At 60.3% G+C, this 26,013-nt stretch carries 25 protein-coding genes; 13 read left to right on the forward strand and 12 right to left on the reverse strand.

Features of this window, described 5'->3' with window-relative positions:
- Positions 1 to 44 precede the first annotated feature (44 nt).
- A complete protein-coding gene (secB, locus tag GQ651_RS10325; protein ID WP_160764181.1) occupies positions 45 to 548 on the forward strand; it encodes a protein-export chaperone SecB in 504 nt (167 codons plus the stop codon).
- Here secB and dnaQ read toward each other — a convergent pair.
- Genes dnaQ through GQ651_RS10345 form a run of 4 tightly spaced genes read right to left on the reverse strand, consistent with a single transcriptional unit; the run spans position 541 to position 3,251 of the window.
- Positions 541 to 1,236, reverse strand: coding sequence for a DNA polymerase III subunit epsilon (dnaQ, locus tag GQ651_RS10330; RefSeq protein WP_160764182.1), 696 nt, complete (start codon positions 1,234 to 1,236; stop codon positions 541 to 543). The two genes, secB and dnaQ, sit on opposite strands and share 8 nt — an antisense overlap.
- Positions 1,229 to 1,828 carry a dephospho-CoA kinase gene (gene coaE, locus GQ651_RS10335; RefSeq protein ID WP_160764183.1) on the reverse strand — a complete coding sequence of 200 codons (600 nt, stop codon included), beginning with the start codon at positions 1,826 to 1,828 and terminating at the stop codon, positions 1,229 to 1,231. Before coaE ends, dnaQ begins: the two co-directional genes overlap by 8 nt.
- Positions 1,825 to 2,658 carry a shikimate dehydrogenase gene (locus GQ651_RS10340; RefSeq protein WP_160764184.1) on the reverse strand — a complete coding sequence of 278 codons (834 nt, stop codon included), beginning with the start codon at positions 2,656 to 2,658 and terminating at the stop codon, positions 1,825 to 1,827. Before GQ651_RS10340 ends, coaE begins: the two co-directional genes overlap by 4 nt.
- Positions 2,655 to 3,251, reverse strand: coding sequence for a Maf family protein (locus tag GQ651_RS10345; RefSeq protein ID WP_160764185.1), 597 nt, complete (start codon positions 3,249 to 3,251; stop codon positions 2,655 to 2,657). Before GQ651_RS10345 ends, GQ651_RS10340 begins: the two co-directional genes overlap by 4 nt.
- A gap of 407 nt (positions 3,252 to 3,658) precedes the next feature.
- On the opposite strand from GQ651_RS10345, the gene hemJ reads away from it, so the two are divergent.
- The 7 genes from hemJ to GQ651_RS10380 all read left to right on the forward strand — a co-directional run bounded on the left by hemJ (position 3,659) and on the right by GQ651_RS10380 (position 11,034).
- Positions 3,659 to 4,111 (forward strand): protoporphyrinogen oxidase HemJ, encoded by a 453-nt coding sequence (gene hemJ, locus GQ651_RS10350; RefSeq protein ID WP_160764186.1) that lies wholly within the window; start codon positions 3,659 to 3,661, stop codon positions 4,109 to 4,111.
- A 125-nt stretch (positions 4,112 to 4,236) separates the two neighbouring features.
- Positions 4,237 to 5,505: a transcription termination factor Rho gene (gene rho / locus GQ651_RS10355; RefSeq protein ID WP_160764187.1), complete on the forward strand. Its 1,269-nt coding sequence runs from the start codon at positions 4,237 to 4,239 to the stop codon at positions 5,503 to 5,505.
- 27 nt (positions 5,506 to 5,532) lie between these two features.
- Positions 5,533 to 6,813 (forward strand): tRNA uridine-5-carboxymethylaminomethyl(34) synthesis GTPase MnmE, encoded by a 1,281-nt coding sequence (gene mnmE, locus GQ651_RS10360; protein WP_160764188.1) that lies wholly within the window; start codon positions 5,533 to 5,535, stop codon positions 6,811 to 6,813.
- A gap of 3 nt (positions 6,814 to 6,816) precedes the next feature.
- Positions 6,817 to 8,691: a tRNA uridine-5-carboxymethylaminomethyl(34) synthesis enzyme MnmG gene (gene mnmG / locus GQ651_RS10365; protein ID WP_160764189.1), complete on the forward strand. Its 1,875-nt coding sequence runs from the start codon at positions 6,817 to 6,819 to the stop codon at positions 8,689 to 8,691.
- Positions 8,688 to 9,314, forward strand: coding sequence for a 16S rRNA (guanine(527)-N(7))-methyltransferase RsmG (rsmG, locus tag GQ651_RS10370; protein ID WP_160764190.1), 627 nt, complete (start codon positions 8,688 to 8,690; stop codon positions 9,312 to 9,314). The genes mnmG and rsmG overlap by 4 nt, the downstream gene beginning before the upstream one ends.
- Positions 9,307 to 10,113 (forward strand): ParA family protein, encoded by an 807-nt coding sequence (locus GQ651_RS10375; RefSeq protein ID WP_160764191.1) that lies wholly within the window; start codon positions 9,307 to 9,309, stop codon positions 10,111 to 10,113. The genes rsmG and GQ651_RS10375 overlap by 8 nt, the downstream gene beginning before the upstream one ends.
- Before the next feature lie 12 nt (positions 10,114 to 10,125).
- Positions 10,126 to 11,034, forward strand: coding sequence for a ParB/RepB/Spo0J family partition protein (locus GQ651_RS10380; protein WP_160764192.1), 909 nt, complete (start codon positions 10,126 to 10,128; stop codon positions 11,032 to 11,034).
- Here the strand turns inward: GQ651_RS10380 and hemW are convergent.
- Genes hemW through rph form a run of 3 tightly spaced genes read right to left on the reverse strand, consistent with a single transcriptional unit; the run spans position 11,031 to position 13,484 of the window.
- Entirely contained in the window at positions 11,031 to 12,170 is a 1,140-nt protein-coding gene (gene hemW / locus GQ651_RS10385) for a radical SAM family heme chaperone HemW (RefSeq protein WP_160764193.1), read from the reverse strand. The two genes, GQ651_RS10380 and hemW, sit on opposite strands and share 4 nt — an antisense overlap.
- Entirely contained in the window at positions 12,163 to 12,777 is a 615-nt protein-coding gene (rdgB, locus tag GQ651_RS10390; protein ID WP_160765123.1) for an RdgB/HAM1 family non-canonical purine NTP pyrophosphatase, read from the reverse strand. Before rdgB ends, hemW begins: the two co-directional genes overlap by 8 nt.
- Positions 12,774 to 13,484 carry a ribonuclease PH gene (gene rph, locus GQ651_RS10395; RefSeq protein WP_160764194.1) on the reverse strand — a complete coding sequence of 237 codons (711 nt, stop codon included), beginning with the start codon at positions 13,482 to 13,484 and terminating at the stop codon, positions 12,774 to 12,776. The genes rdgB and rph overlap by 4 nt, the downstream gene beginning before the upstream one ends.
- Before the next feature lie 113 nt (positions 13,485 to 13,597).
- On the opposite strand from rph, the gene hrcA reads away from it, so the two are divergent.
- Together hrcA and GQ651_RS10405 are read left to right on the forward strand one after the other, a co-directional pair.
- Positions 13,598 to 14,668: a heat-inducible transcriptional repressor HrcA gene (hrcA, locus tag GQ651_RS10400; protein WP_160764195.1), complete on the forward strand. Its 1,071-nt coding sequence runs from the start codon at positions 13,598 to 13,600 to the stop codon at positions 14,666 to 14,668.
- Positions 14,665 to 15,222, forward strand: a complete 558-nt coding sequence (locus GQ651_RS10405; protein ID WP_160764196.1) for a nucleotide exchange factor GrpE — start codon at positions 14,665 to 14,667, stop codon at positions 15,220 to 15,222. The genes hrcA and GQ651_RS10405 overlap by 4 nt, the downstream gene beginning before the upstream one ends.
- Here the strand turns inward: GQ651_RS10405 and mutS are convergent, their stop codons facing one another.
- The gene (gene mutS / locus GQ651_RS10410) at positions 15,223 to 17,841 is read right to left on the reverse strand and encodes a DNA mismatch repair protein MutS (protein WP_160765124.1); all 2,619 of its coding nucleotides are present in this window, start codon (positions 17,839 to 17,841) and stop codon (positions 15,223 to 15,225) included. It lies immediately after the preceding gene.
- Positions 17,842 to 17,998: 157 nt separating this feature from the next.
- Here mutS and GQ651_RS10415 point away from each other — a divergent pair, with 157 nt between their 5' ends.
- Positions 17,999 to 20,254: an NADP-dependent malic enzyme gene (locus GQ651_RS10415; RefSeq protein ID WP_160764197.1), complete on the forward strand. Its 2,256-nt coding sequence runs from the start codon at positions 17,999 to 18,001 to the stop codon at positions 20,252 to 20,254.
- A 1-nt stretch (position 20,255) separates the two neighbouring features.
- Positions 20,256 to 21,128, forward strand: a complete 873-nt coding sequence (locus GQ651_RS10420; RefSeq protein ID WP_160764198.1) for a ribokinase — start codon at positions 20,256 to 20,258, stop codon at positions 21,126 to 21,128.
- Here GQ651_RS10420 and msrA read toward each other — a convergent pair.
- The 3 genes from msrA to GQ651_RS10435 all read right to left on the reverse strand — a co-directional run bounded on the left by msrA (position 21,125) and on the right by GQ651_RS10435 (position 24,283).
- Complete coding sequence (gene msrA, locus GQ651_RS10425) at positions 21,125 to 21,787, reverse strand: peptide-methionine (S)-S-oxide reductase MsrA (protein WP_160764199.1); 663 nt, start codon at positions 21,785 to 21,787, stop codon at positions 21,125 to 21,127. The genes GQ651_RS10420 and msrA overlap by 4 nt on opposite strands.
- A 107-nt stretch (positions 21,788 to 21,894) precedes the next feature.
- Complete coding sequence (locus GQ651_RS10430) at positions 21,895 to 23,118, reverse strand: argininosuccinate synthase (RefSeq protein WP_160764200.1); 1,224 nt, start codon at positions 23,116 to 23,118, stop codon at positions 21,895 to 21,897.
- 118 nt (positions 23,119 to 23,236) lie between these two features.
- Positions 23,237 to 24,283, reverse strand: a complete 1,047-nt coding sequence (locus GQ651_RS10435) for a hypothetical protein (RefSeq protein WP_160764201.1) — start codon at positions 24,281 to 24,283, stop codon at positions 23,237 to 23,239.
- A gap of 148 nt (positions 24,284 to 24,431) precedes the next feature.
- Here GQ651_RS10435 and ilvA point away from each other — a divergent pair, with 148 nt between their 5' ends.
- Positions 24,432 to 25,679 (forward strand): threonine ammonia-lyase IlvA, encoded by a 1,248-nt coding sequence (ilvA, locus tag GQ651_RS10440; protein WP_160764202.1) that lies wholly within the window; start codon positions 24,432 to 24,434, stop codon positions 25,677 to 25,679.
- Here ilvA and GQ651_RS10445 read toward each other — a convergent pair.
- Positions 25,676 to 25,993 (reverse strand): Hpt domain-containing protein, encoded by a 318-nt coding sequence (locus GQ651_RS10445; protein ID WP_160764203.1) that lies wholly within the window; start codon positions 25,991 to 25,993, stop codon positions 25,676 to 25,678. The two genes, ilvA and GQ651_RS10445, sit on opposite strands and share 4 nt — an antisense overlap.
- Positions 25,994 to 26,013 lie beyond the last annotated feature (20 nt).

Below are 26,013 nucleotides of genomic sequence, written 5' to 3' on the forward strand. Positions count from 1 at the left end.
TGCTATCCGACTGCGGAATTTTGACATGCTCAACGGAGTTATCCATGGCTGAGAATGAAAACGGCGCGGCACCCGCACAGCCGACGCCCCCGCAACTGAAAATCCTGGGTCAGTTCATCCGCGACCTGTCTTTCGAGAACATCCTGTCTCAGAAACCGGTTCAGGGCGACGTTCAGCCCGATATTCAGGTTCAGGTATCTCTGGATGCGCGCAAACGTGAGGACGACAAGCAGTATGAGGTTCTGTCCAAGTACAAAGTGACGTCCAAGAACAAGAACGGCGGTGAAACACTGTTCCTGCTCGAACTGGAATATGGCGGCATCTTCCACATCGACAACGTCCCGGAAGAGCAGCTTCATCCGTTTCTTCTGATCGAGTGCCCGCGGATGCTGTTCCCCTTCGCGCGCCGCATCGTCAGCGACGTGACCCGTGACGGTGGTTTCCCGCCGCTCAATATCGATAATATCGACTTCGTGTCGCTTTATCGTCAGACGCTGCTTCAGCGTCAGCAGCAGCAGGCCGCCGCTGCCGATACGCAGGTCAGCTGACCTTTTTCCAAAGCGCCGCGTCGCCCATTTTTGCGATGAACGCATCATGGGCGGCGCGCTCTTCCTCGGTCAGACGAGGGGGCAGCGGCTCGGGCCGTTTGCCAACGCGTGGCAGGGCACCGCTTTCACCCTGAGGGCCGTTCGAAGAATTGTCCGTGGTCAGCGCGAAATCGGGCTGCCGCCCGCCGATCATTTCAAGATAGACTTCGGCCAGAATTTCACTGTCCAGAAGTGCGCCGTGCAGTGTACGGGACGAGTTATCAATCCCATAGCGACGGCAAAGCGCATCGAGAGACGCCGGCGAGCCGGGGAATTTCTTTCGCGCAATGTCCAGCGTGTCGATCGCGCGTTCCCAGTCCAACTTGGGCAGGTTGCACCAGCCAAGCTCGGCATTCAGGAATTTCATGTCGAAGGCAGCGTTATGGATGACCAGTTTCGCGTCGCCTACGAAGTCCAGAAACGCCTGTGCGATATCCTTGAAGACCGGCTTGTCCCTGAGAAAGTCGTCGCCCAGCCCGTGAACCTGAAACGCCTCGTCCGGCATGGACCGTTCCGGGTTGATATATTGGTGATAGGTCTGACCGGTGGGCACGTGTCCACGCAGTTCGACTGCACCGATCTCCACAATCCGGTCGCCGGTTTCGGGGTCGAATCCGGTGGTTTCGGTATCAAGGACGATTTCACGCATCGTTCTGCCTGTTCCTGATCTGCCCGATCACATTCTGAACGGCAGCGCGGGCTGCTTCAAGGGTGGTGGTGTCGATCACAAAGTCGGCGCGCGCGCGCTTTTCCGCATCGGGCATCTGTTTCGACAGGATCAGGTCCAGCTTGGCTCCGGTCATACCAGGCCGCTCCAGAACCCGGCGCCTCTGTTCATCTTCCGGCGCGGAAACGACGACAACAACGTCGACAGAGCTTTCCGCGCCTGTCTCAAAGAGAAGCGGAATATCGACAAGTGCCAGATCGGTATCGACGCTGTTCAAAAAGGCCTCGCGGTCCGCAGCGACGAGCGGATGGACCACGGCTTCGATCTTTCTCAGTGCCGAGCCATCGCCCGCGATGATCTCGCTCAGGCGTGTCCTGTCGACGGCACCGTCGCGGATGGCATCAGGGAATAGCTCTGCGATCTTGGCCACAGCCGATCCACCTTTGGCATATAGCCGATGGACAGCGGCATCTGCGCTCCAGACCGGGATGCCCATCTCTTCGAACATCGTGCCGGTGGTGGACTTGCCCATGCCGATAGACCCGGTCAGACCGATGACGGTTGGCCGAGTCATTTCAGCATGGTTTCGCGCAATGCGTCGTCTACTTCTGGTCGTGTCCCAAACCAGCGCTCGAAGCCGGGAACGGCCTGATAAAGCAGCATGCCCAACCCGTCGACCGTGCGGCAGCCGATGCTCCGGGCATGGGCAAGAAGTTTTGTCTCAAGCGGCGTATAAACAAGATCGGTGACCACAGCGTCTGGCGAGATGCCATCCAGCGGTATCCGCATTTCGGCCTTGCCCTCCATGCCGAGCGAGCTCGTGTTGACCACCAGTGCGGCCCCTTCGAGCATATTGCCCGCCTGAACCCAGTCGATAACCTGTATCTTTGTTCCGAATTCCTGCCTGAGCGCTTCGCTTCGTGCCTTTGTCCGGTTGGCAAGACGAATTTCGGGACACCCCACTTCGATGAGGGCCGAGACGACGGCCCGGGCTGCGCCTCCTGCACCGATCACGGCGGCAGGGCCGGCGTCTGCAGACCAGCCCGGCACACCCTGGCGCAGGTTTTCGATGAATCCGTAACCGTCCGTGTTGTCCGCCAGAAGCTTGCCGTCTTCCCTGAAGATCAGCGTGTTCGCGGCCCCGATCAGCGCAGCGCGATCCGTAACCACATCCGCGAAGGTGAGAACGTGTTCCTTATGAGGGATGGTGACATTCGCCCCGACAAATCCCATCCGCGGCATGGTCTTCAGCACGTCTTCCAAATCGTCGGAATTGACGTGGAGCGGAACGTAGTGCCCCGGAATTCCGTATTTCTTCAGCCAATAGCCATGCAGCCGTGGTGATTTCGAATGCGCGATGGGCGATCCTATGACACCGGCGAGAGGGATGACGTTCGTGCTCATCGGGGCAAAGTGCCGCGCAAAGTCAGATAGGACAAGATCTCGAGAAGCGGCAGGCCCATCACATTGAAATGGTCGCCGTCGATCCGGCTGAAAAGGCGCACGCCCTCTTCTTCCAGCTTGTATGCACCAACCGCGTGCTGAATGCTGTCCCAGTTCCGGCTGACATAGTCGTCGATCCAACCGTCACTTGCATCGCGCATGTACAGACGAACGACCCCGACATGCCGCCAGACTGGTTTGGCGTCGTCGTAAATGACAGCGGCGGAGAGCAGCATATGTCGCTTGCCGCGCATGGCCTTGAGTTGGATTTGTGCGTCTTCCGGGCTTTCGGGTTTCGACAGGATGGTGCCCTCGAAATCCAGAACCTGGTCACATCCCAGAACCAGGGCGCCCGGCTCTTTCGACGCAACCTTGCGGGCCTTCGCTTCGGCTAACGCATCCGCGATATCCCGAGGTGATGCGCCCTCTGACAGAAGCGCGTCCTTGATCGCGTCCTCGTCCACGCGCGCCGGTTGAACGCGGCAGGGAACCCCAGACCGGTCGAGCAACTGGCGTCTGATTTCCGAAGCTGAGGCAAGGACGAGTGGGGACATGTCGTGGATAAGTCTGTGGCTGAGCGTGTGATGGTTCAGATGACATCTCGTCCGCTCACGGGCAAGCACAGGTGTTCCCCCCGATCCGAGGATACGCGGGAAAAGAGTGCCAAAGTTATCCCCGGTGGGAAAGCCGGATCGGGTGTGTGTGGACAAGGCGGATATCCAAAACGCTTCCCAGAGTTATCCACGGGTTATTCCCGTCCAGTATCCGTTTAGATATCTGATATAAAGAGACTTTTCAGGTTACCTTCAGGATTTGAGCCGATGGCGCCTCGACTATCCACGTCTGGGAAATCTTGGTTAGTAAGTCATTAATTCCACTTATGCCCCTGTCCTACAAACCACATCATCTCTTTCTCTTTTTCTTTTATGTATTAAGAGAGCCGTGAAGAAAGGCGGGGATGATGGGCGATACCCTCTGGTTACTTTACCCCTGGGTCAAAGCGTTTCACGTGATCTCGGTCATCGCGTGGATGGCAGGGTTATTCTACCTGCCCCGACTTTATGTCTATCACGCTGAGAAAGTCGGAATGAGCGGTGAGACGCATGAGTTGTTCATGACGATGGAGCGTCGGCTTCTCAAAGCGATCATGAACCCCGCTATGATCGCGGCATGGGTTGCCGGCCTTCTCATGGTGTTCACGCCGGGTGCGATCGACTGGGGTCAGGTCTGGCCTTGGACCAAAGCATTGGCCGTTCTGACAATGACGTGGTTCCATCACTGGTGCGGACTGAGGCGCAAGGATTTCATGGCAGGTACCAACACGCATCCCGGCCGCTACTACCGGATCATGAACGAGGTGCCGACGCTCCTGCTGATCGTGATCGTCTTTTCGGTGATCGTGAAGCCGGTCTGAGAAAGATTGACTTGGCCGTCTGGCCTGCCTAAATGCGGCTCAGCGTTGGCCGTCCTGGCCAGACTTCGCTTTTCCAGACCACGAAATTCAGACCGCGTCTTATGCGCGGCCCATCAGGACATGTCATGACCGATCGTTTGAACCTGTCGGACCTCAAGCTGAAATCTCCGAAAGAACTGCTGGCGATTGCCGAAGAGCTCGAGATCGAGAACGCGTCCACCATGCGCAAGGGCGAGATGATGTTCTCGATCCTGAAAGAGCGCGCGGACGAGGACTGGATCATTGGCGGGGATGGCGTTCTGGAGGTTCTTCAGGACGGGTTCGGATTTCTGCGCTCGCCAGAGGCCAACTATCTTCCGGGCCCGGACGATATCTACCTTTCGCCCGAGATGATCCGTCAGTTTGCGCTCAGGACCGGCGATACCGTGGAAGGGGTCATTCGCGAGCCGAACGACAACGAGCGGTATTTTGCGATGACGAAGGTCGAGAAGATCAACTTCGAAGACCCCGAGCGCGCGCGTCACAAGATCAGCTTCGATAACCTGACGCCGCTTTACCCGGATGAGCGTCTTACGATGGAGATCGAGGACCCTACGATCAAGGATCGTTCGGCCCGGATCATCGACCTCGTCGCGCCTATCGGTAAGGGTCAGCGCTCGCTGATCGTCGCGCCTCCGCGGACTGGTAAGACGGTGCTTTTGCAGAACATCGCCCATTCCATCGAGACCAACCATCCCGAGTGCTATCTGATCGTTCTTCTGATCGACGAACGGCCGGAGGAGGTCACGGACATGCAGCGCTCGGTGAAGGGTGAGGTGATTTCGTCGACCTTCGACGAACCGGCGACCCGTCACGTGGCCGTGTCCGAGATGGTGATCGAAAAGGCTAAGCGGCTTGTAGAACACAAGCGGGATGTGGTGATCCTCCTCGACTCGATCACGCGTCTGGGTCGTGCATTCAACACCGTCGTTCCGTCGTCGGGCAAGGTACTGACCGGTGGTGTGGATGCGAACGCTCTGCAGCGGCCCAAGCGTTTCTTTGGCGCCGCGCGGAACATCGAAGAGGGCGGCTCTCTGACCATCATCGCCACTGCACTGGTCGATACCGGCAGCCGGATGGACGAAGTCATCTTCGAAGAGTTCAAGGGTACGGGTAACAGCGAAATCGTGCTTGACCGCAAGGTCGCCGATAAGCGCGTGTTCCCGGCGCTCGATATCCTCAAGTCGGGGACCCGGAAAGAAGACCTTCTGGTCGACAAGGGCGACCTGGCCAAGACCTTCGTTCTGCGTCGTATTCTGAACCCGATGGGAACGACCGATGCGATCGAATTCCTGATCTCGAAGCTGAAGCAGACCAAGACAAACTCTGAATTCTTCGACTCGATGAACACGTAATTCCTGTTTTAAATCAACAGGATAGTCATGGATACCATCTTTGCCCTTGCGACGCCGCGGGGGAAATCCGGCGTTGCAGTCATTCGCATATCGGGGCCGCGAGCGCATGACGCGGCCAAGGCTCTTGGCATATCGCTGCCAGCGGTCCGGACGGCGGCGACCAGACGCCTGACCTGGAACGACATGGTTCTGGATGAAGCGCTGGTTCTTCGCTTTGACGCACCAGCCAGCTTCACGGGCGAGAATGTGATCGAGCTGCAGGTCCACGGGGCCACGGCCATCGTGAACGCGGTGCTGACCGCGCTTTCAGAACAACCTGGACTTCGCACCGCCGAGGCGGGGGAGTTCACGCGACGCGCACTGGAGAACAATCGTCTGGACCTCGCCCAGGTCGAGGGCTTGTCCGATCTCATTGAAGCCGAGACGGAGGCGCAGCGGCGTCAGGCAATGCGCGTCTTCTCGGGTGCTTTGGGCGAGCTCGCCGAATCCTGGCGAATGTGGCTGATCCGGGCTGCGGCGCTTCTTGAAGCGACCATCGACTTTGCGGATGAGGAAGTACCGGTCGACGTCGGTCCCGAAGTGAAAGAGCTTCTGGCCGGTGTGCGCACAGAGCTTGCGAGACAGGTGGACGGTATCGGAGTTGCCGAGCGCATTCGCGACGGCTTTGAAGTGGCGATTGTCGGGCCACCGAATTCGGGCAAGTCAACCTTGTTGAACGCGCTCGCGGGTCGTGAGGCTGCAATCACCTCGGATGTGGCTGGCACCACGCGTGATGTCATTGAAGTTCGGATGGACCTTGGGGGGCTTCCGGTTACCTTCCTCGACACAGCCGGTTTGCGGGAAACGGCCGACAAGGTTGAGGGTCTGGGGATCGAGCGAGCGCTCAAGCGGGCGGAAGCAGCCGATCTGAGGATCATTCTTCTTGGCCATGGCGAGAGTTCGCCGGCTTTCACGCCCGGAGCGGATGATATCGTCCTGAGGTCGAAATCCGATGTCGATGCAGAGGGCGACGTGTCCGGTGCGACAGGTGCCGGGCTTGATCGTCTTGTTGGACGCATTTCGGAGGCACTAGCGGCCCGCGCGACAGGTGCAGGGATAGCCATGCGGGATCGACACAGAATTGCGATGCAGAGGGCAATCGAGGCTTTGGGAATCGCGGAGGATCGGTTAGACAGCGCGCCTGAATTGGCCGAACTGATCGCAGAAGAACTCCGGGATGCCGTCCGCGCCCTGGACAGCCTTGTCGGGCGGGTTGATGTCGAGCATGTGCTTGACGATATCTTCTCAAGCTTCTGCATCGGGAAGTAGGGGATGTTTCACGTGAAACAGCGGGACGCAGATGTAATCGTGATTGGCGGAGGCCATGCGGGTGCCGAGGCTGCGCACGCGGCAGCGCGGCGCGGTGCCAAGGTTGCACTCGTTACGCTGAAGCGTGATGGCATAGGCGTCATGTCTTGCAATCCAGCTATCGGCGGGCTTGGGAAAGGCCATCTCGTAAGGGAGATTGACGCGCTGGACGGCGTTATGGGCCGCGTGGCGGACAAGGCTGGCATTCAGTTCCGCCTCTTGAACCGACGTAAAGGACCTGCGGTCCAAGGTCCGCGCGCGCAGGCGGATCGCGCCATCTATCAAACCGAAATGCTGTTCGAGATCGAAGCGTATCCGAGTATCACGGTGGTTGAGGGAGAGGTTACGGATCTTGTCCTGAAGGGCGAAACGGTTGCCGGCGTTGAGCTTGCCGATGGTTCGCGGATCAAGGCTGCCGCAGTCATTCTGACGACAGGTACCTTTCTGCGCGGCGTCATCCATATTGGCGACGAGTCGCGCTCCGGTGGCCGCATGGGTGACAAGGCCTCCACGCATTTGGCCGAGCGGATAGATGCTTTCGGCCTCCCGCTGGGTCGATTGAAGACCGGTACGCCTCCACGGCTGCGCAGTCAGAGCATTGACTGGTCAAAACTCGAAATGCAGCCAGGCGATGACGACCCGGTGCTGTTTTCGTTTTTGTCTAAGGCGGCTACCGCACGGCAGGTTGCCTGTGGGATCACCCATACAAACACCCGCACGCATGAAATCATTCAGGAAAATCTGAGCCGATCTGCTATGTATGGCGGCCACATCGATGGCGTGGGCCCACGCTATTGCCCCTCGATCGAGGATAAGGTCGTGCGCTTTGCGGAAAAAGAAAGTCACCAGATTTTCCTGGAACCGGAAGGTCTGACCAGTGATCTGGTTTACCCCAACGGTATTTCGACGTCGCTGCCGCGGGATGTACAAGAGGCCTATGTGCACTCGATCCGTGGGCTTGAGAGCGCCGAGATCGTTCAGCCGGGTTATGCCATCGAGTATGACTATGTGGATCCGCGTGCGCTGAGGTCTGATCTGCGACTCAAGGACGTCAAAGGGCTTTATCTTGCTGGTCAGATCAATGGCACGACGGGATATGAGGAGGCGGCTGCGCAAGGGCTGGTCGCTGGCCTGAACGCCGCTGGTGCGGCGCTTTCCCTCGATCCGGTCATTTTCACGCGGGATCAGAGTTACATAGGCGTCATGGTGGATGATCTGGTGACGCGGGGCGTTACCGAGCCCTACCGGATGTTTACATCGCGCGCAGAGTTCCGTCTGTCGCTGCGGGCCGACAACGCGGATCAAAGGCTGACGCCTCTCGGTATTTCAGCGGGCTGCGTCGGTTCACGCCGGCAGGAGTTGTTCGAGAATAAGATGGAAGCGCTGTCCGCAGGGAAGGAACGCCTGGATAGCGTTACGATATCTTCGCGCGAAGCGGCTGGTGCGGGAATAAAGGTTTCGGTCGACGGGCCCAAGCGGAACGGAAATGACCTTCTGGCCTTCGCCGATGTCGAGTTTGATACGATCCTCGCTATTTGGCCGGATCTGGCCGAGATCGCGCCCGAAATCCGAGAGCAACTCAAGCGCGACGCGCTTTATGCGCAGTATATCGCACGACAGGCGAAAGATGTGGCCTCCCTGAAGAAAGACGAAGCGCAGGCGATTCCCACAGATTTCGATTACGCCAGCCTCGACGGGCTTTCCCATGAGCTGCGCCAGAAGCTGGAAAAGGTTCGTCCGGCGACGCTTGGCCAAGCCGGGCGCGTTGAAGGTATGACCCCGGCAGGCCTGACGCTGATACTCGCGCGACTCCGCCGTCAGGCGCGCCAGTCGGCATGAATTCGGAGCGAGACGCGTTTCAACGCGCGGTAAATGTTTCACGTGAAACGCTTGAGCGCTTGGATATCTACGAATCGCTCGTTCAAAAGTGGACGAGACGGATAAACCTGATTGCGCCCGGCACGCTCAACGCACTTTGGAGCAGACATTTTCTGGATTCCGCCCAGCTTTTGGAGTTGGCGCCGGAGTCCGCAGAAACATGGTGCGATCTGGGCAGCGGCGGAGGCTTCCCTGGCGCAGTCATTGCAATCCTGTCGGCGGAGCGTGCGCCTGCGCGGAGCACGACACTCATCGAATCCGATCAGAGAAAAGCGACGTTTCTGAGGACTGTCAGCCGAGAGACGGGCGTGCGCTTTCAGGTACTGGCGGAGCGTATCGAGGCGGCCGAACCGCAGCAGGCGGATATCGTTTCGGCGCGGGCGCTTGCGCCTCTCCCCGAGCTTTTGCCCCTCGTCGTCCGGCATGTCTCTGCGTCTGGTCGGGCGCTTTTGTTGAAGGGCGCAGGACATGCTGTTGAGCTTTCGAATGCGCTTGAACGCTGGCGCTTCGATTGCGAAACTCACCCAAGCAAGACGGACTCAGAGGCCGTTGTCCTGAATATCGGAGAAATCGAGCGTGTCTGACCCAACGCGGCCCTCTCAGCCCCGCATCATTTCCGTGACAAACCAGAAAGGCGGCGTGGGTAAGACCACGACAGCCATCAATCTTGGCGCGGCGCTTGCGGAGGAAGGGTTCAACGTCCTTCTGGTGGATCTGGATCCGCAGGGGAATGCTTCGACGGGCCTCGGGATTGACCCCGAGGATCGGGGATATACGACCTATGATCTTCTCGTCGAAGACGCTGATCTGTCAAAAGTAATCCGGGCGACGAATATTGAAGGGCTTTTGATTGCCCCCGCGACGACGGATCTCAGTTCGGCGGATATCGAAATGGTATCGAACGAGCGGCGGAGCTTTCTTCTGTATGATGCGCTCAGGCAGCCGCGGATCGATGACTATGACCTGGATTTTATCCTGATCGATTGCCCGCCGTCGCTGAATCTTCTGACAGTGAACGCGATGGTCGCGTCTGACAGTGTCCTGATCCCGCTTCAAAGCGAGTTCTTTGCGCTGGAAGGGCTTTCGCAGCTCATGCTCACCGTTCGCGAGGTGCGTCAGTCCGCAAATCCCGATCTCAGGATCGAGGGCGTCGTCCTCACAATGTATGACGGGCGGAACAATCTAAGCCAGCAGGTCGAGCTGGACGCGCGCGAGACGCTTGGGGACCTGGTCTTCAAGACAATCGTTCCGCGCAACGTTCGTGTGTCCGAAGCGCCGTCTTTTGCCATGCCGGTGATCACCTACGATCCGATGTCAAAAGGCTCATATGCCTATCGCGCTTTGGCACAAGAAATGGTAGAAAAGATTCAATCGGCTACTTGATAGGGTAGGGGCATGGCACAGGCAAAGACGGAACGGCGCGGCTTGGGGCGCGGGCTTTCGGCCCTTATGGCGGATGTCGATACGGCGCCCGCAAAGCGTGGCGATACGCCCGCGCGCAAGGCCGAGGTTACGATCTCGATCGACAAGATTTTTCCCAATCCTGATCAGCCCCGCCGGACTTTCACGGAAGAGGCCTTGGCGGAACTTGCGGCCTCGGTGGCGACCAAGGGCATCATTCAGCCGCTGATCCTGCGGAACAGGCCAGGTGGGTCGGGGCAGTACGAGATCGTTGCCGGCGAGCGTCGGTGGCGGGCAGCTCAGCGCGCGCAGTTGCACGAGGTTCCTGCCATCGTCCGCGAGCTGGACGATACTGAGGTCCTTGAGATCGCCATTATCGAAAACATCCAGCGCGCCGACCTGAACGCGGTCGAAGAAGCCGCGGGTTACCGTCAACTCATGGAGCGGTTCGGACACACGCAGGAAAAACTTGCTGAAGCGCTTGGAAAGAGCCGCAGCCATATCGCTAACCTTTTGAGATTGCTCAATCTTCCCGAAGAAGTGCAGGACATGGTGCGCGATGGCTCCTTGTCTGCGGGCCATGCTCGAGCACTCATCACGGCACCTGATCCGTTGGCTCTGGCGCGGGAAGTGATCAAGGGCGGTCTTTCGGTTCGTCAGGCCGAGAAACTCGCCAAGGGCACGCCCGGTAAGAAGACCACGAACACGGCCACAACGCCTGAAAAGGACGCCGATACCAAGGCTTTGGAAAAAGACCTTGCTGCGGCGCTGTCCCTTCCGGTGTCGATCTCGCATAACGGCGAAGCCGGGTCTGGGACGATGACGCTGCGGTACAAGGACCTCGATCAGCTTGATGAGATTTGCCGCCGTCTTTCCGTGACGACTGGCGCAGGCGAGGTTTAGACCAAGAGTTCGCGCAGGACGGCGTTGAGGACAGGACGGCCTGATGAGGTCACCCGAAGTCGGCCGTTCGAGACATCCAAAGCCGGACTCTCCATCAACTCATTGATTTCGTGGACCCTAGAGAGAAAATCGGGCGCGATGTCCTCGACCGGAACGCCCTCGGTCAGCCTCAGGCCCATCATCAACCGCTCAGCCTGAATGTCGTCTGGAGAAACACTCTGACGGTTGTTCTCGCCGTTGCCGCTCTCGACTGCTGTGATCCATGCGCCCGGCGCCAGAAAAGTCTCGGTCGCAAGCCGCGTACCGTGCCGCGTAAAACGCCCATGCGCGCCAGGACCTATGCCGACCCAATCGCCCGCGCGCCAATAGGTAAGGTTGTGCAGCGATTCAGCGCCGGGCCTTGCATGGTTCGAGACCTCATAGGCAGGCAGACCGGCGGATGCTGTGATGCTCTGCGTCAGTTCGTACATGTCGGCGGCGATATCCTCATCCGGAAGCCCTTTCAGACGACCCCGGTCGAACCGGTCGCCAAAGGCCGTCCCCGGCTCGATCGTCAATTGATAGAGCGACATATGATCCGGACCGAAACCGATGGCGCGGCGCAACTCCTGCTCCCATGCCTCTCGCGTCTGATGCTGTCGGGCGTAGATCAAATCGAAAGACGTACGCGCGAAGACGTCCCTTGCCGTTTCAAAAGCGCGGATGCCTTCATCTGCCGAATGCAGACGACCAAGCGCCCGCAGATCGGTGTCGTTCAGCGCCTGAAGCCCAACCGAAACCCGGTTGACGCCTGCATCGCGAAACGCGCGGAATTTATCGGCCTCGACCGAAGTTGGATTGGCCTCCAACGTGATCTCGACGTCATTCGCTACGCTCCAGCGAGTCCGCGCTGCGTCAATGATGGCGCGCACCGTTTGGGGCTGCATCAGGCTGGGCGTTCCGCCGCCGAAGAAGATCGACGTCAGAATACGATCGGGAACATCCGAAGCGACACGATCGAGTTCGGCGACCAACGCATTCCGCCAGCGCGAGTGGTCTACACCAGCCACGACATGGCTGTTGAAGTCACAGTAGGGACATTTCGCCTGGCAAAAGGGCCAATGGACGTAAAGCGCAACGTGGCGCGGGTCAGTCATTGTCGAATACGGCGCGCAGCTTCCTGAAGGCATCCGCGCGGTGGCTGATCCGGTTTTTCTCCCACCGGTCCATCTCGCCAAAGGTTACGTCGTAACCGTCAGGCTGAAATATCGGATCATATCCGTGACCCTCTTCGCCGCGCATCGGCCAGACGAGATGCCCGCCCACACAGCCTTCGAAGACCTCGTCATGTCCGTCGGGCCAAGCCAGAACGAAAGTGCAGTTGAACGCGGCCCGCCGCGGATGCGGCGCATTCCGCGCCTCCAACTCTTCATGCGCACGGGTCATGGCCAGCACAAAGTCTCGGCCATTCGGTGTCTCGGCCCAGTCGGCAGTATAGACACCGGGCGCGCCATCGAGCGCGTCGATAGATATGCCGGAATCATCGGCCAGAGCCGGGAGCCCCGTCGCGCTGGCCGCGGCATGGGCTTTTATCCGTGCATTCTCCACGAAAGTGGTGCCGGTCTCCTCCGGTTCAGGCAGGGACATGTCGGCCGCGCCGGTAACGGTGATGCCCAGATCGGAGAGAAGATCTGCGATCTCTTCCAGCTTTCCCTTGTTATGGGTCGCAACCAGCAGGGTATCGCCGTCGAACCTGCGCATCAGCCAAGAGCCGCTTTCTGAGCCCCGACCAATGTGCCGACGCCCGCGTCCGCCAGATCCAGGAGCGTATTCATCTGATCCCGGGAATAGGTCGCGCCTTCGGCAGACATCTGAACCTCGATCAGGCGTCGGCCGCCCGTCATCACGAAATTGCCATCGACGCCAGCCTCGCTGTCCTCGGGATAATCGAGGTCCAGCACCGGCTGACCGGCGTAGATGCCGCAGGATACCGCCGCGACATGATCGGTCAGCGGATCGCTGCTTATCATCCCCGCCTTCATCAGCTTGTTAACCGCCAGTCGGAGCGCGACCCAGCCGCCGGTGATCGATGCGCAGCGCGTCCCGCCATCGGCCTGGATCACGTCGCAATCCACGGTGATCTGACGTTCCCCCAGGGCCGAGCGATCAACAGCCGCGCGCAGCGATCGACCGATAAGCCTTTGAATTTCCTGCGTTCTGCCAGACTGACCCTTTTTCGCCTCACGCTGCATCCGGCTGTGGGTTGCGCGGGGAAGCATCCCGTATTCCGCAGTAACCCAGCCAAGGCCCGAGTTCTTCATCCACGGCGGTACCCGCTCGTCGATGGACGCGGTGCAGAGGACATGCGTGTCCCCGCAGCGGATCAGGCACGAGCCTTCGGCATGACGGGTCACATCCGTTTCAATTGAAACGGGTCGCATTTCTCTTACATCACGTCCGGAAGGGCGCATTGGTTTCTCCTTTGCGGGTTGGCGGTTGATAGTCATGGTGGCCCCCCTCATCAACCCCGATTGACGCCGCTGGCGCCTTCCCTTTAATTGCATCGCTTCTCACAAGGCGGCTGATGACCGAGACTGGCAAAATTCTGGAAGAGATGAACGCGCGATCGCGCGAAGTCTTTCGCCGCGTCGTCGAGGGATATCTGGCAACGGGCGACCCGGTCGGTAGCCGCACCCTGACCCGCGAGTTGAGCGAAAAGGTCAGTGCCGCAACCGTCAGAAACGTCATGCAGGACCTGGAGTATCTGGGCCTGCTCGACTCTCCCCATGTTTCGGCGGGCCGCATCCCGACCCAGCTTGGTCTGCGCATGTTCGTGGACGGACTCCTTGAGGTGCGCGAGCTTTCGGATGAGGATCGCGGCGCCATCGACGTTTCGCTCAAGGGCTCGTCTTCCGAGGTCGGCGGCCTTCTGGATCGGGTCGGTTCTGCGCTTTCCGGTGCGACTCACGGGGCTAGCCTCGTTCTTGCGCCAAAGCTCGAAGCACCACTCAAGCATATCGACTTTGTCAGCCTGGCGCATGATCGCGCGCTTGTGGTGCTTGTTTTTTCAAACGGCCATGTCGAGAACCGCATCTTCACGCCTCCGGCGGGACAGACCGCCAGCTCCATGCGCGAGGCGGCGAATTTCCTGAACTCTATCGTGGATGGCCATACCATCAGTGAATTGGGTGAGGTCGTCTCGCGTGAGATCGCCAAGCACCGTCAGGAACTTGACAGCGCCGCGCGGGAACTGGTCGAAAATGGAAGTGCGTTCTGGGAAAACGAAGGCGGATCCTATGAGCGACTGATTGTCCGTGGCCGCGCGAATCTTCTGGCCGGAAGCGCCGAGGAAGAAGAGCTGGAGCGCATCCGCTCGCTTTTCGATGACCTCGAGCGGAAGAGGGATATCGCCGAGTTTCTCGACCTGACGGAAACCGGCGAGGGCGTGCGTATTTTCATTGGCTCCGAGAACAAGCTTTTCTCACTTTCCGGTTCCTCTTTGGTGGTCTCTCCCTATATGAACGCGGATCGAAAGATCATCGGTGCAGTCGGCGTGATCGGGCCAACACGCCTGAATTACGGCCGCATCGTTCCAATTGTTGACTATACCGCCCAGCTGGTTGGGCGCCTGATATCAGACCGAGGACAGTCATGAGTGACGGAGACGCGAAAAAGCAAGCCGCCGAAGAAGAGCTGATCGACATCGACAGTCCGGAGGCGCTGGAAGACCCGGACATCGACGAACGTATCCAGGCGCTGGAAGCGGAACGCGACGAGTTCCGTGACAAGTTCATGCGTGCGCTGGCCGATGCCGAGAATTCGCGCAAGCGGTCCGAACGGGATCGCCGAGAGGCCGAGCAATACGGCGGGTCTCGTCTGGCGCGTGATCTATTGCCCGTGTTCGACAACATGAAGCGCGCTGTGGATTCGATCCCCGAGGACGCGCGTGAAACGAATGCCGCCGTGATCGAGGGCGTCGAGCTGACCATGCGTGAGCTTCTGAACGTCTTCAAAAAGCACGGCATCGTGCCGATCATGCCCGAAGTCGGCGACCGGTTCGATCCGCAGCACCATGAAGCGATGTTCGAGGCCCCGCTGCCGGGCACCCGCGCAGGCGATATCATTCAGGTCTCGGCGCACGGTTTCATGCTGCATGACCGCCTGCTGCGCCCGGCACAGGTCGGCGTCAGCTCTGCGCCAGCCTCCTGATCAGGATACGTCCAGCATCGCCTTGAGCTCGTAAAGCGCGGCGAGAGCCTCTTTCGGTGTCATCTCGTCGGGCAGCAGCCTGGCTATTTCCGTCTCTATTTCGGATGATTTCGTCGGTTTCGGCGCCGCTTGCGGTGCCGTGACCGAAAAAAGCGGCAGATCGTCGATCAGCGCTTTTTGGTGCGTACTGCCTTCTCGCTCACCCTTCTCGAGAGCATCCAGAACAATGCGCGCCCGCTCGACCACACTTGCGGGCAGTCCGGCGAGCCGCGCCACCTGCACGCCATAACTGCGGTCGGCAGCGCCTTTCCGCACTTCGTGCAGGAAGATGACGTCGCCGTCCCATTCCTTGACCGCGACGGTGGCGTTATCGACACCCTCCAGCTTGTCGGCCAATTGAGTCAGTTCATGGTAATGGGTCGCAAAAAGCGCTCGACAGCGGTTCGCCTCGTGTAGGTGCTCCAGCGTCGCCCAGGCGATGGAAAGACCGTCATACGTCGCCGTTCCGCGCCCGATCTCGTCCAGAATCACCAGCGCGCGGTCATCCGCCTGGTTCAGGATCGCGGCGGTCTCGACCATCTCGACCATGAAGGTCGAGCGACCGCGCGCCAGATCATCCGAGGCGCCGACGCGGCTGAAAACCTGACTGACAAGGCCGATTTCCGCGCTATCCGCGGGTACGTAGCTGCCGGACTGCGCGAGGATGGCGATGAGCGCGTTCTGACGAAGGAATGTCGATTTACCGGCCATGTTAGGTCCCGTCAGAAGCCAGATGGCGGCTCCGGACTCGGCCGACAGATCACATCCATTGGCGATAAAGGGCGCGCCTTCGGATTTCAGCGCGCGCTCGACCACCGGGTGCCGGCCCGCTTCGATCCTGAATTCCCGGCCTTCCGTGACTTTCGGGCGGGACCAATCCTCGCTGCGGGCAAGCGCCGCAAGCGCGGTGATGACGTCGATCTCCGCGAGCGCACGCGCCGCGTCGCCAATTCCGGGAGCGTGGTGCAAAATCAGCGCTTTCAGCCTGTCATAGTGACGTTTCTCGATCTCGATGACCCGCGCGCCCGCATTCAGGATGCGGGTTTCCATCTCGGACAGATCGACCGTCGTGAAGCGCACGGCATTGGCCGTCGTCTGGCGATGGATGAACGTGTCGGAAAGCGGAGCGGACAGCATCTTTTCCGCATGGGTGGCCGTGGTTTCGATAAAATAGCCAAGTACATTGTTGTGCTTGATCTTCAGCGAGCTGACGCCAGTCTCCCTGGCATACTCAGCCTGATACCCGGCGATGACGCTGCGCCCCTCGTCGCGCAGCTTGCGTGCCTCGTCCAGCTCATCATCCACGCCCGCCGCTATATAGCCGCCATCCCGCGCAAGAAGCGGTGGCTCAGCGATCAGGGCCGTATCAAGCGCGTCGGTAACCTCGTCCAGGCCGGTCAGTCGGTCGAGCAGATCAGTCACTAAACCGGGCATATCCGCGGCTTTTCGCGCAATAAGGCGTGCGCCCTGGCTTAACCCGTCGCGGATGGCGGCAAGGTCCCGAGGACCGCCCCGGTCGAGCGCGAGGCGCGACAGCGCCCGGTCCATGTCGGGGCAGGATTTCAGCGCGTCGCGCGTATCTTCTGCCCAATCGGGCGTCTCCAGCGCGTAGTCGACCGCATCAAGCCGCGCCGCGATGGTCGGCAGGTGACGCGATGGCGAGGACAGCCGCCGTTCCAATAGGCGCCCGCCGCCCGCAGTCACCGTCCGGTCGATGGCGTGCAGAAGCGACCCCGCCCGACCGCCGGACAGCGCCTGCGTCAGCTCCAGGTTCCGCCGCGTGGCCGCGTCGATCTGCAGGACATCACGGGGCTGTTCGCGGATCGGGTGCCTCAGCAGCGGCAGCTTGCCCTTCTGCGTCAGGTCCAGATAGTCGATCAGAGCGCCCATGGCCGAAATCTCGGGGCGGCTGAATGTGCCGAAGGCGTCCAGGCTATCGACCTTGAAGAGCTTTGTGAGGCGCTTTTCGGCCGACTGACTGTCAAAGCTCGCAGCAGCCAGCGGCGTAACGGATGCTCCTATATCAGTCACTAGATCGGACAATTCCGCTTCTTTGCTGTCGGCCAGAACGACTTCGCTAGGCGCGAGGCGCGCCAGTTCAGGACCGAAGCGAACCTGCGAACCGGACAGCACGCGAAACTCGCCCGTTGAGATATCGACCCAGGCAATCGCGCCATCCCCGCGAATATCGGAAATCGCGGCCAGAAAATTATGCCGCCGCGCCTCCAGAAGCGAGTCCTCGGTAATTGTGCCGGGAGTGACGACTCGCACGACCCCACGTTTTACGACGGCCTTCGACCCGCGCTTCTTCGCTTCGGACGGGTCCTCCAACTGTTCGCAGACTGCAACGCGAAACCCCTTGCGAATGAGCGTCAGCAGATAGTTCTCGGCCGAATGCACCGGCACGCCGCACATCGGAATATCGTCGCCCAGATGTTTGCCGCGTTTGGTCAGCGCAATGTCCAGCGCCTCGGCCGCGGCGACGGCATCGTCGAAGAAAAGCTCATAAAAATCGCCCATCCGGTAGAACAGAAGCGAACCCGGATGCTCGGCCTTGATTTCGAGATACTGCGCCATCATCGGGGTGACGGCGGCATTGGCAACGGTCACGAACGCTCCCCCAAGCTTCGGTGGTCGTGAGAATCTAACGGCCCCAATGACGCGGCGAAAGGTGAAAATCGGCATCTTGCCCCGCCTTGCCGGCCCCGTCAGGATGGGCGGTAAGTGGAGGACCCCAATGGCCAAGACCAAGTATACGCGCGAGGACGCGCTGACCTTTCACATGCACCCGACGCCGGGCAAGTTCGAGGTGCAGGCGACCGTCCCGATGACGACGCAGCGCGACCTTTCGCTGGCTTATAGCCCCGGTGTTGCCGTGCCGTGCGAGGAAATCGCCGCCGCGCCGGAGACGGCATATGATTACACGAACAAGGGCAATCTGGTTGCCGTCATCTCGAACGGGACGGCGGTTCTGGGTCTTGGCAACCTTGGTGCACTGGGCTCGAAGCCGGTGATGGAGGGCAAGGCAGTTCTGTTCAAACGCTTTGCCGACGTGAACTCGATCGATATTGAGCTGGATACCGAGGACGTGGATGCTTTCTGCAATGCCGTCCGGCTAATGGGGCCAACGTTCGGCGGGATCAACCTTGAGGACATTAAGGCGCCGGAGTGCTTCATCATCGAACAGCGCCTCAAGGAAGAGATGGACATCCCCGTCTTTCACGACGACCAGCACGGGACGGCGGTGATCTGTGCGGCGGGGCTTCTGAATGCGCTGCATCTTTCGGGGAAAAAGATCGAGGACGTGAAGATCGTCCTCAACGGCGCTGGTGCCGCCGGGATCGCCTGTATCGAGCTGCTGAAGCGGATGGGTGCGCGGCACGAAAATTGCATCGTGGCTGATACCAAGGGCGTCATCTATCAGGGCCGGACCGAGGGCATGAACCAGTGGAAATCGGCCCATGCGGTCAAGACCGACGCGCGGACCCTGGAAGACGCGATGAAGGACGCCGACGTCTTTCTCGGCGTCAGCGCAAAAGGGGCCGTGACACAGGCGATGGTCGAAAGCATGGCCAAGGATCCGATCCTGTTTGCCATGGCGAACCCTGACCCCGAGATCACACCCGAGGATGCGCAAGCCGTTCGCCCTGACGCCATCGTTGCGACCGGTCGGTCTGACTATCCGAACCAGGTCAATAACGTGCTGGGATTCCCGTATCTTTTTCGGGGGGCGCTGGACATTCACGCACGCGCCATCAACGACGAGATGAAGATCGCCTGTGCTGAGGCGCTTGCCGAGCTGGCGCGAGAGGATGTGCCGGACGAGGTCGCAATGGCCTATGGGCAAAAGCTGACTTTTGGCCGTGACTATATCATCCCGACGCCGTTCGATCCGCGGCTGATCTATCGCATACCGCCCGCTGTTGCGAAGGCAGGCATGGATACGGGCGCGGCGCGGCGGCCCATCATCGACATGGAGGCCTATCGCGAAAGCCTGAAGGCGCGGATGGACCCGACCGCGTCGATCCTGCGCGGAATCAACGCGCGGGCCCGGGCGGCGCAGTCCCGTGTCGTCTTTGCGGAGGGTGACGACAACCGAGTGTTGCGCGCGGCCGTCGCCTATCAGCGGAACGGTTTCGGTAAGGCGGTTGTGGTCGGACGGGATCAGGACGTCGAAGCGCGACTCAAATCAGAGGGTTTAGGCGATGCCGTTGGCGAGATTGAGGTCATCAACGCGGCCAAAACCGAGCATCTCGAGACCTACAAGAGCTTTCTCTACAACCGGCTCCAGCGGAGCGGTTTTGACGCCGCCGATATTCACCGCCTTGCGGCGCGGGATCGGCACGTATTTGCCTCACTCATGCTGGCGCATGACCATGCCGACGCGCTTGTGACCGGCGCGACGCGTAAATCGGCCCATGTTCTGAAGCTGATTAACCATGTGTTCGATGCCAGCGCCGAGCATGGTGCTGTTGGCGTGACGGCCGTGCTGCACAAGGGACGGATCGTCTTGATTGCGGATACGCTGGTCCATGAATGGCCGGATGAAAACGACTTGGCCCAGATCGCAATTCAGGGCGCAAAAGTGGCGAAATCCCTTGGTTTAGAGCCTAGAGTCGCCTTTCTCAGCTTCTCGACCTTCGGCTATCCTGTGTCGGAACGGGCGGTCAAAATGTCCTGGGCGCCCGATGTTCTCGACAAGATGAATGTCGACTTCGAGTATGAAGGCGAGATGACAGTGGACGTGGCTCTCAACGCCAAAGCGCAAGAGGCCTATCCGTTCTCGCGGCTCACCGGCCCGGCAAATGTCTTGGTGGTGCCGGCGCGGCATTCGGCTTCGATCTCGGTCAAGCTGATGCAGGAAATGGCGGGCGCGACGGTCATCGGACCGATTCTGACCGGTGTTGATCGGCCCATCCAGATTTGCCCGACCGTCAGCTCGGTAAATGACATTCTGAACATGGCGCTTCTGGCCGCGAGCAAGGTTGGCTGAGATGACGATTTATTGCCTGGGTTCTGTCAACGCAGACCACTTCTATGCCGTGCCGCATATCCCAGAGCCGGGGGAAACACTCGCGGCTTTGGAACTCACCACGGGTCTGGGCGGCAAAGGCGCCAACCAGTCTGTTGCGGCGGCAAAGGCAGGCGCACAGGTCATTCATATCGGCGGGGTAGGGCCGGGGTCCGAGTGGATCTTCGAGCGACTTGAATCATACGGTGTCGACACGCGGCATATTGCGACCCTCGATGTTCCGACCGGCCATGCGATTATCAACGTGGCGGAGGACGGTGAGAACGCCATCGTGATCCTTGCTGGTGCGAATGGGGCGCAATCCGAGGACCGGATCGCGGCCGCTCTGCAAGACGCAGGCGCGGGAGACGTTCTGCTGATCCAGAACGAAACCAATTGTCAGGTCGAAGCGGCCCGCGTCGCTCGCGAAAAGGGTGTCGAGGTCGTCTATTCCGCCGCACCATTCGATGCCGAGGCGGTGCGCGCAATTCTCCCCGCAACCGACATGCTGCTTCTGAACGAGGTTGAGGCGGCGCAACTTGAAAAAGCCCTTGAACAGAGCCTGTTTTCCCTACCCGTCGCCCGGATCGTCGTGACTTTGGGCGCAAAGGGTGCGCGCTGGATCGACACGCGGTCTGGTGACAGCTGGGAGGTCGCGGGCACCCGCGTTGAGGCCGTCGATACCACCGGCGCGGGGGACACTTTCGCCGGCTATCTTGCGGCAGCTTTGCATGAAGGCATGAAGCCGGAAGAAGCGATGGCGTTCGCGGGCAAGGCGTCTGCGTTGAAGGTCACCCGGCATGGGACCGCTAATGCGATTCCGATGCGAGCCGAAGTCGAAGCGTTCAGCCCTTAGGACGCGAAGGGCGCGTCATTTCCCCAGAGCTGTCGGATCCGCTGATCGCGGCCGCAGCCGTTCCGATAGAACTTGTAGGCTTCCATCTTGGATTTCGGGCCGCGTCGGGTCAGGACGATCTCACCCTTCTTGTAATAATCCTGATGATATTCTTCGGCATCGTAGAAGGCCGAGGCATCAAGGATCGGGGTCACGATCCGTTGTCCCAGATCGCGCTCGGCGCGGGCCTTGGCTGCCTCTGCAAGACGCTTTTCCTCAGGGTTAGAGACGAAAACGGCGGTTCTATAGCTGTCCCCCCGGTCGCAGAACTGACCGCCAGCATCGGTGGGGTCGACCGACCGGAAGAAGGCGTGAAGCAGTGCCTCGTAACTGACGACAGCCGGATCGTAGCGGATCTCTACCGCCTCGTAGTGGCCCGTACCGCCGCGCGTGACCTGTTTGTATGTCGGGTTGGCAACCGTGCCGCCGGTGTAGCCGGACACAACCTCGTCAACGCCTCTGACCTTCTCGAAATCGGCTTCGACGCACCAGAAGCAGCCGCCGGCGAAATAAGCCGTCTCGGTCGCGGCGGCCTGTGCCTTGCCGCATTCGATGGCAAGGCCAAGCACGATGAAAAGCGCCAACATCGGGGCTTTCAGGGATTGTGCGGTCAAACTCATGGCGCTGTCCTTTCTCGACATGGGGCAAGACTGCCCCGCGGAGGAAAGGCCACGCAATTCACCGGGCCGTGAGGTCACGGTGACGTGAGAACACGTCACCGTTCACGTTACTTGCCGGAAAGGCGCCGCTTGCGTGCTGCGATCAGCTTGAGGCGCAGCGCATTGAGCTGAATGAAGCCCTGCGCGTCCTTCTGATCATAAGCGCCCGCATCCTCTTCGAAGGTCACATGTGCCTCGGAATAGAGCGAGTGATCAGACCACCGACCAACGGTGCGCGCCAGACCCTTGTAGAGCTTGAGGCGCACCGTTCCTGTAACGTGCTCCTGACTCTTGTCGATGGCGGCCTGAAGCATTTCGCGTTCGGGGCTGAACCAGAAACCGTTATAGATCAGCTCGGCGTAGCGCGGCATCAGTTCGTCTTTCAAATGCGCCTGGCCACGGTCGAGCGTGATCTGCTCGATCCCGCGGTGAGCCTCAAGAAGGATCGTGCCACCGGGTGTCTCGTAAATGCCGCGCGACTTCATGCCGACGAAACGTCCCTCGACAAGGTCGAGCCGCCCAATGCCATGCTTTCCGCCCAGCTCGTTGAGTTTCGTCAGGACGGTCGCGGGGCTCATCGCCTCGCCATTGATCGAGACGGCGTCGCCACCTTCGAACCCGATCTCGATGTATTCGGGCGTATCGGGCGCATCCTCGGGATGGACCGTGCGCTGATAGACGTAATCGGGCGCCTCGTCGGCAGGGTCTTCCAGCACCTTGCCCTCGGAGGAGGTGTGCAGAAGGTTGGCATCGACCGAGAACGGGGCCTCGCCGCGCTTGTCCTTGGCGATGGGAATCTGGTTCTTTTCCGCGAAGTCGATCAGCTTGGTGCGGCTGGTCAGGTCCCACAGACGCCAGGGCGCGATCACCTTGATGTCGGGGTTCAGCGCATAGGCCGAAAGCTCGAAACGGACCTGATCGTTGCCCTTGCCGGTCGCACCATGGGCGACGGCGTCGGCACCGGTCTCGGCGGCGATCTCCACCAGACGTTTCGAGATCAGCGGCCGCGCGATGGACGTGCCCAGAAGGTAAAGCCCCTCATAGAGAGCGTTGGCGCGGAACATCGGGAAAACGAAGTCGCGTACGAACTCTTCGCGCAGGTCTTCGATATAGATCTCGCTGACGCCCAGCATCTCGGCCTTCTGGCGGGCGGGTTCGAGTTCCTCACCCTGACCGAGATCGGCGGTGAAGGTGACTACTTCACAACCGTACTCGGTCTGAAGCCATTTCAGGATGATCGACGTATCGAGACCGCCGGAATAGGCGAGGACGACTTTCTTCGGTGCGGACATGGTTTTCCCCGTTTCGCTGGGCAAGCGGCGTTTACGGAGTTTTGCGCGCCTGAACAAGGGCGGGCGAACAGAAAGGGCGGTCGAAGCCGCCCTTTGCACCATTCGGTGTCACCTCAGGTCAGTCGACAAGAGCGATATCGTCTTCGTCGCAGACCTCGTCATCGCCACAGGTATCGGCGATGTCGTCATCATCCTCGTCCGATCCGTGGGTCTCCGACGCAGCGATGGCGCCGTCGATAGCGTCCTGCTGGCCGTCGAAGCGGGAATAGAGTTCGTCGAGAAGAGTCTGTTCCTCGTCGGTGCGAAGGTCACCTTCTGCGGAGTTCTTGTTCCAATACGCAAGGATCGCGGCCTCGGCGTCGGCTTTGGCCTGGAAGTCGTCCTCGTCGTAACCGTCAAGTTCTTCCTGCGCGGCAAGGTAGTCTTCCTCGGCCGGGCGCGTGACGGCGAATCCGTCCTCACTGTAACCGACGCCATCAAGCGCTGCGTCGATTGCCGGATCGCGGTCAGCGCCCTCTTTGACGGCAGTCAGATAGTCTTCCAGACTGTCATATTCCGACCCGACTACAGCATCGTCCAGCGACTGATAGAGCATCTCACGCTCGACAACGCCTGCGGCGGCATAGATGGCCGCACCAGACACGGCAAGCAGCGCCATGTGTCCGACGGGGCCGTTGGTGTTGCCATTCCGGATATGCGCCAGAACCGCGTTGATATTCGCGTTCATGGCGCCGTTCATGTTGCCAAGTTCGCTCGGGTGAAACGCGCTGACCTTTCCCGACTTGCCGCGCGCGAATAGCTGTTCCTCGCCGTCGGGCGCTGCGGCCTTCTTGCCGCCGCCGGCGACCTTGGCGGGCTTTTTGCCCCGCGTGTCTCCGTCGAACAGATTGCGCATCTCGCGGCCCATCCCGCGCAGGTCGTCGCCAAAGCCTTTCAGGCCACGGTTCGACTTGGAGCCGCCACCACGCGAGGCCGTCGTGTCGCCCGACTTGCCGCGGATCAGTTTCTGCCCGGCGTGATCGGGTTTCCCGCCACCGCCGCGCGATTTTTCGGACTTTGCATAGGCCGCATCGGCGGTTGCGATGACGGAAACCGTCGCTGCCGGCACGAGGGCGACCGACGAGAGCAGGATGGCCGCCATTGTCTGGCGTAGTGTCTTCCGCATTTCCGGTCTCCTTTTCGGGTGCATGGTCTATGCCCGGGACGCTAGAAACGATAGATGGCGCAAATGTGGCCGTCACCCTGTTCCGGCCGCAGAAGCGGGCTGGGCCGGGTGCGATGGCGGAAATCAGCCGGGCGAAAGGAGCGTGAAGATGGGCGGAATACTACCTGATGCCAAGGCCGCCGAACACGCGGTCCGCGGGCTTTTCCCGGCAACGCCGCTCCAGCGAAATGACCATATTTCCTTGCGTTATGGGGCCGATATCCTGCTGAAACGCGAGGATCTGACGCCTGTTCGCTCCTATAAGATCCGGGGGGCGATGAATGCGGTCCGTAAGGCGCTGCAGACCGCACCGGAAAAGCGCGATTTCGTCTGCGCCAGTGCGGGGAACCATGCGCAGGGGGTCGCCTATATCTGTCGTCATTTTGGCGTCAATGGGACGATTTTCATGCCAGTGACCACGCCTCAGCAAAAGATCGACAAGACGCGCAGTTTCGGCGGCGACAATGTGCGAATCGAACTGACGGGTGACTATTTCGACGAAACGCTGCGCTCGGCGCAGGCCTTCTGCACCAGCGCCGGGGCACATTTCCTGTCGCCCTTCGACGATCCTGACGTGATCGAAGGCCAGGCCTCCATTGCGGTCGAACTGATCGAAGCCATGGGCACGCCGCCTGACATCCTGGTCATGCCTGTCGGCGGGGGCGGGCTGTCGGCGGGTGTTCTGTCTTATCTTCGGGCGTTCGGGGCCGCGACCGAGGTGATCCTTGTCGAGCCGGAAGGCGGACAGAGCCTGCGGGCGGCGCTGGACGCGGGTGAGCCGGTGTCGCTGGACCGCGTGGACAATTTCGTCGATGGCGCAGCGGTCGCCCGGATCGGCGAGCGGCCGTTCGAGGTTCTGAAATCCGTCGATCCGGGCGATCTCTATGCAGTGTCTGAAAACCGTCTCTGCGCAACGATTCTGGAAATGCTGAATGTCGAAGGCATCGTTCTGGAACCGGCTGGCGCGCTGTCGGTCGATGTTCTTCAGGACATTACCGATCGCATCGCGGGAAAGACGGTTGTCTGCATCACCACGGGTGGAAACTTCGATTTCGAGCGTCTGCCAGAGGTGAAGGAGCGGGCGCAGCGCTATCGGGGCATCAAGAAGTATTTCGTTTTGCGCCTGCCTCAGCGACCCGGAGCGCTGCGCGACTTTCTCGAAATGCTCGGCCCGGACGACGATATCGCGCGGTTCGAGTACCTGAAGAAATCCGCGCGTAACTTTGGCTCGGTCCTGATCGGGATCGAGACGTCCGAGCCCGAGAATTTCGACCGGCTCTTCGCGGCGATGGATGCCGGTGGGTTGTCCTACCGCGACATCACTGCGGACGAATTGCTGGCGCGGTTCCTGATCTAGGGCAGGCGCTGGATCAGTTCGGTACGGGCTGACCGTAGCGCGGTCTGAATTGCGGGAAGATCGACGGCTGTGCGTCTGCCCGCGCGCACGTCGACTTCCTGCGCCGCACAGGCGCCAGCAACGTCCGACATCCCGACATTCTGCGCACTGCCCTTCAGGAAATGCAGCGCATCTGCCAAGGCGTCCGGCGTGCCGGCGCTGCCCAGCGCGGCCATCGCCTCGTCCACCTCCTCGAAGAAGATTTCAACAACCTCGGCGACGGCGTCTTCGCCCACCTCGGCCTTCAGTTCTTCAATGCGTGCCCAGTCGATCATGGGCACCGTCTAGCGGAGGT

It is taken from the genome of Kangsaoukella pontilimi, from assembly GCF_009830125.1.
GTDB classification, from domain to species: domain Bacteria; phylum Pseudomonadota; class Alphaproteobacteria; order Rhodobacterales; family Rhodobacteraceae; genus Kangsaoukella; species Kangsaoukella pontilimi.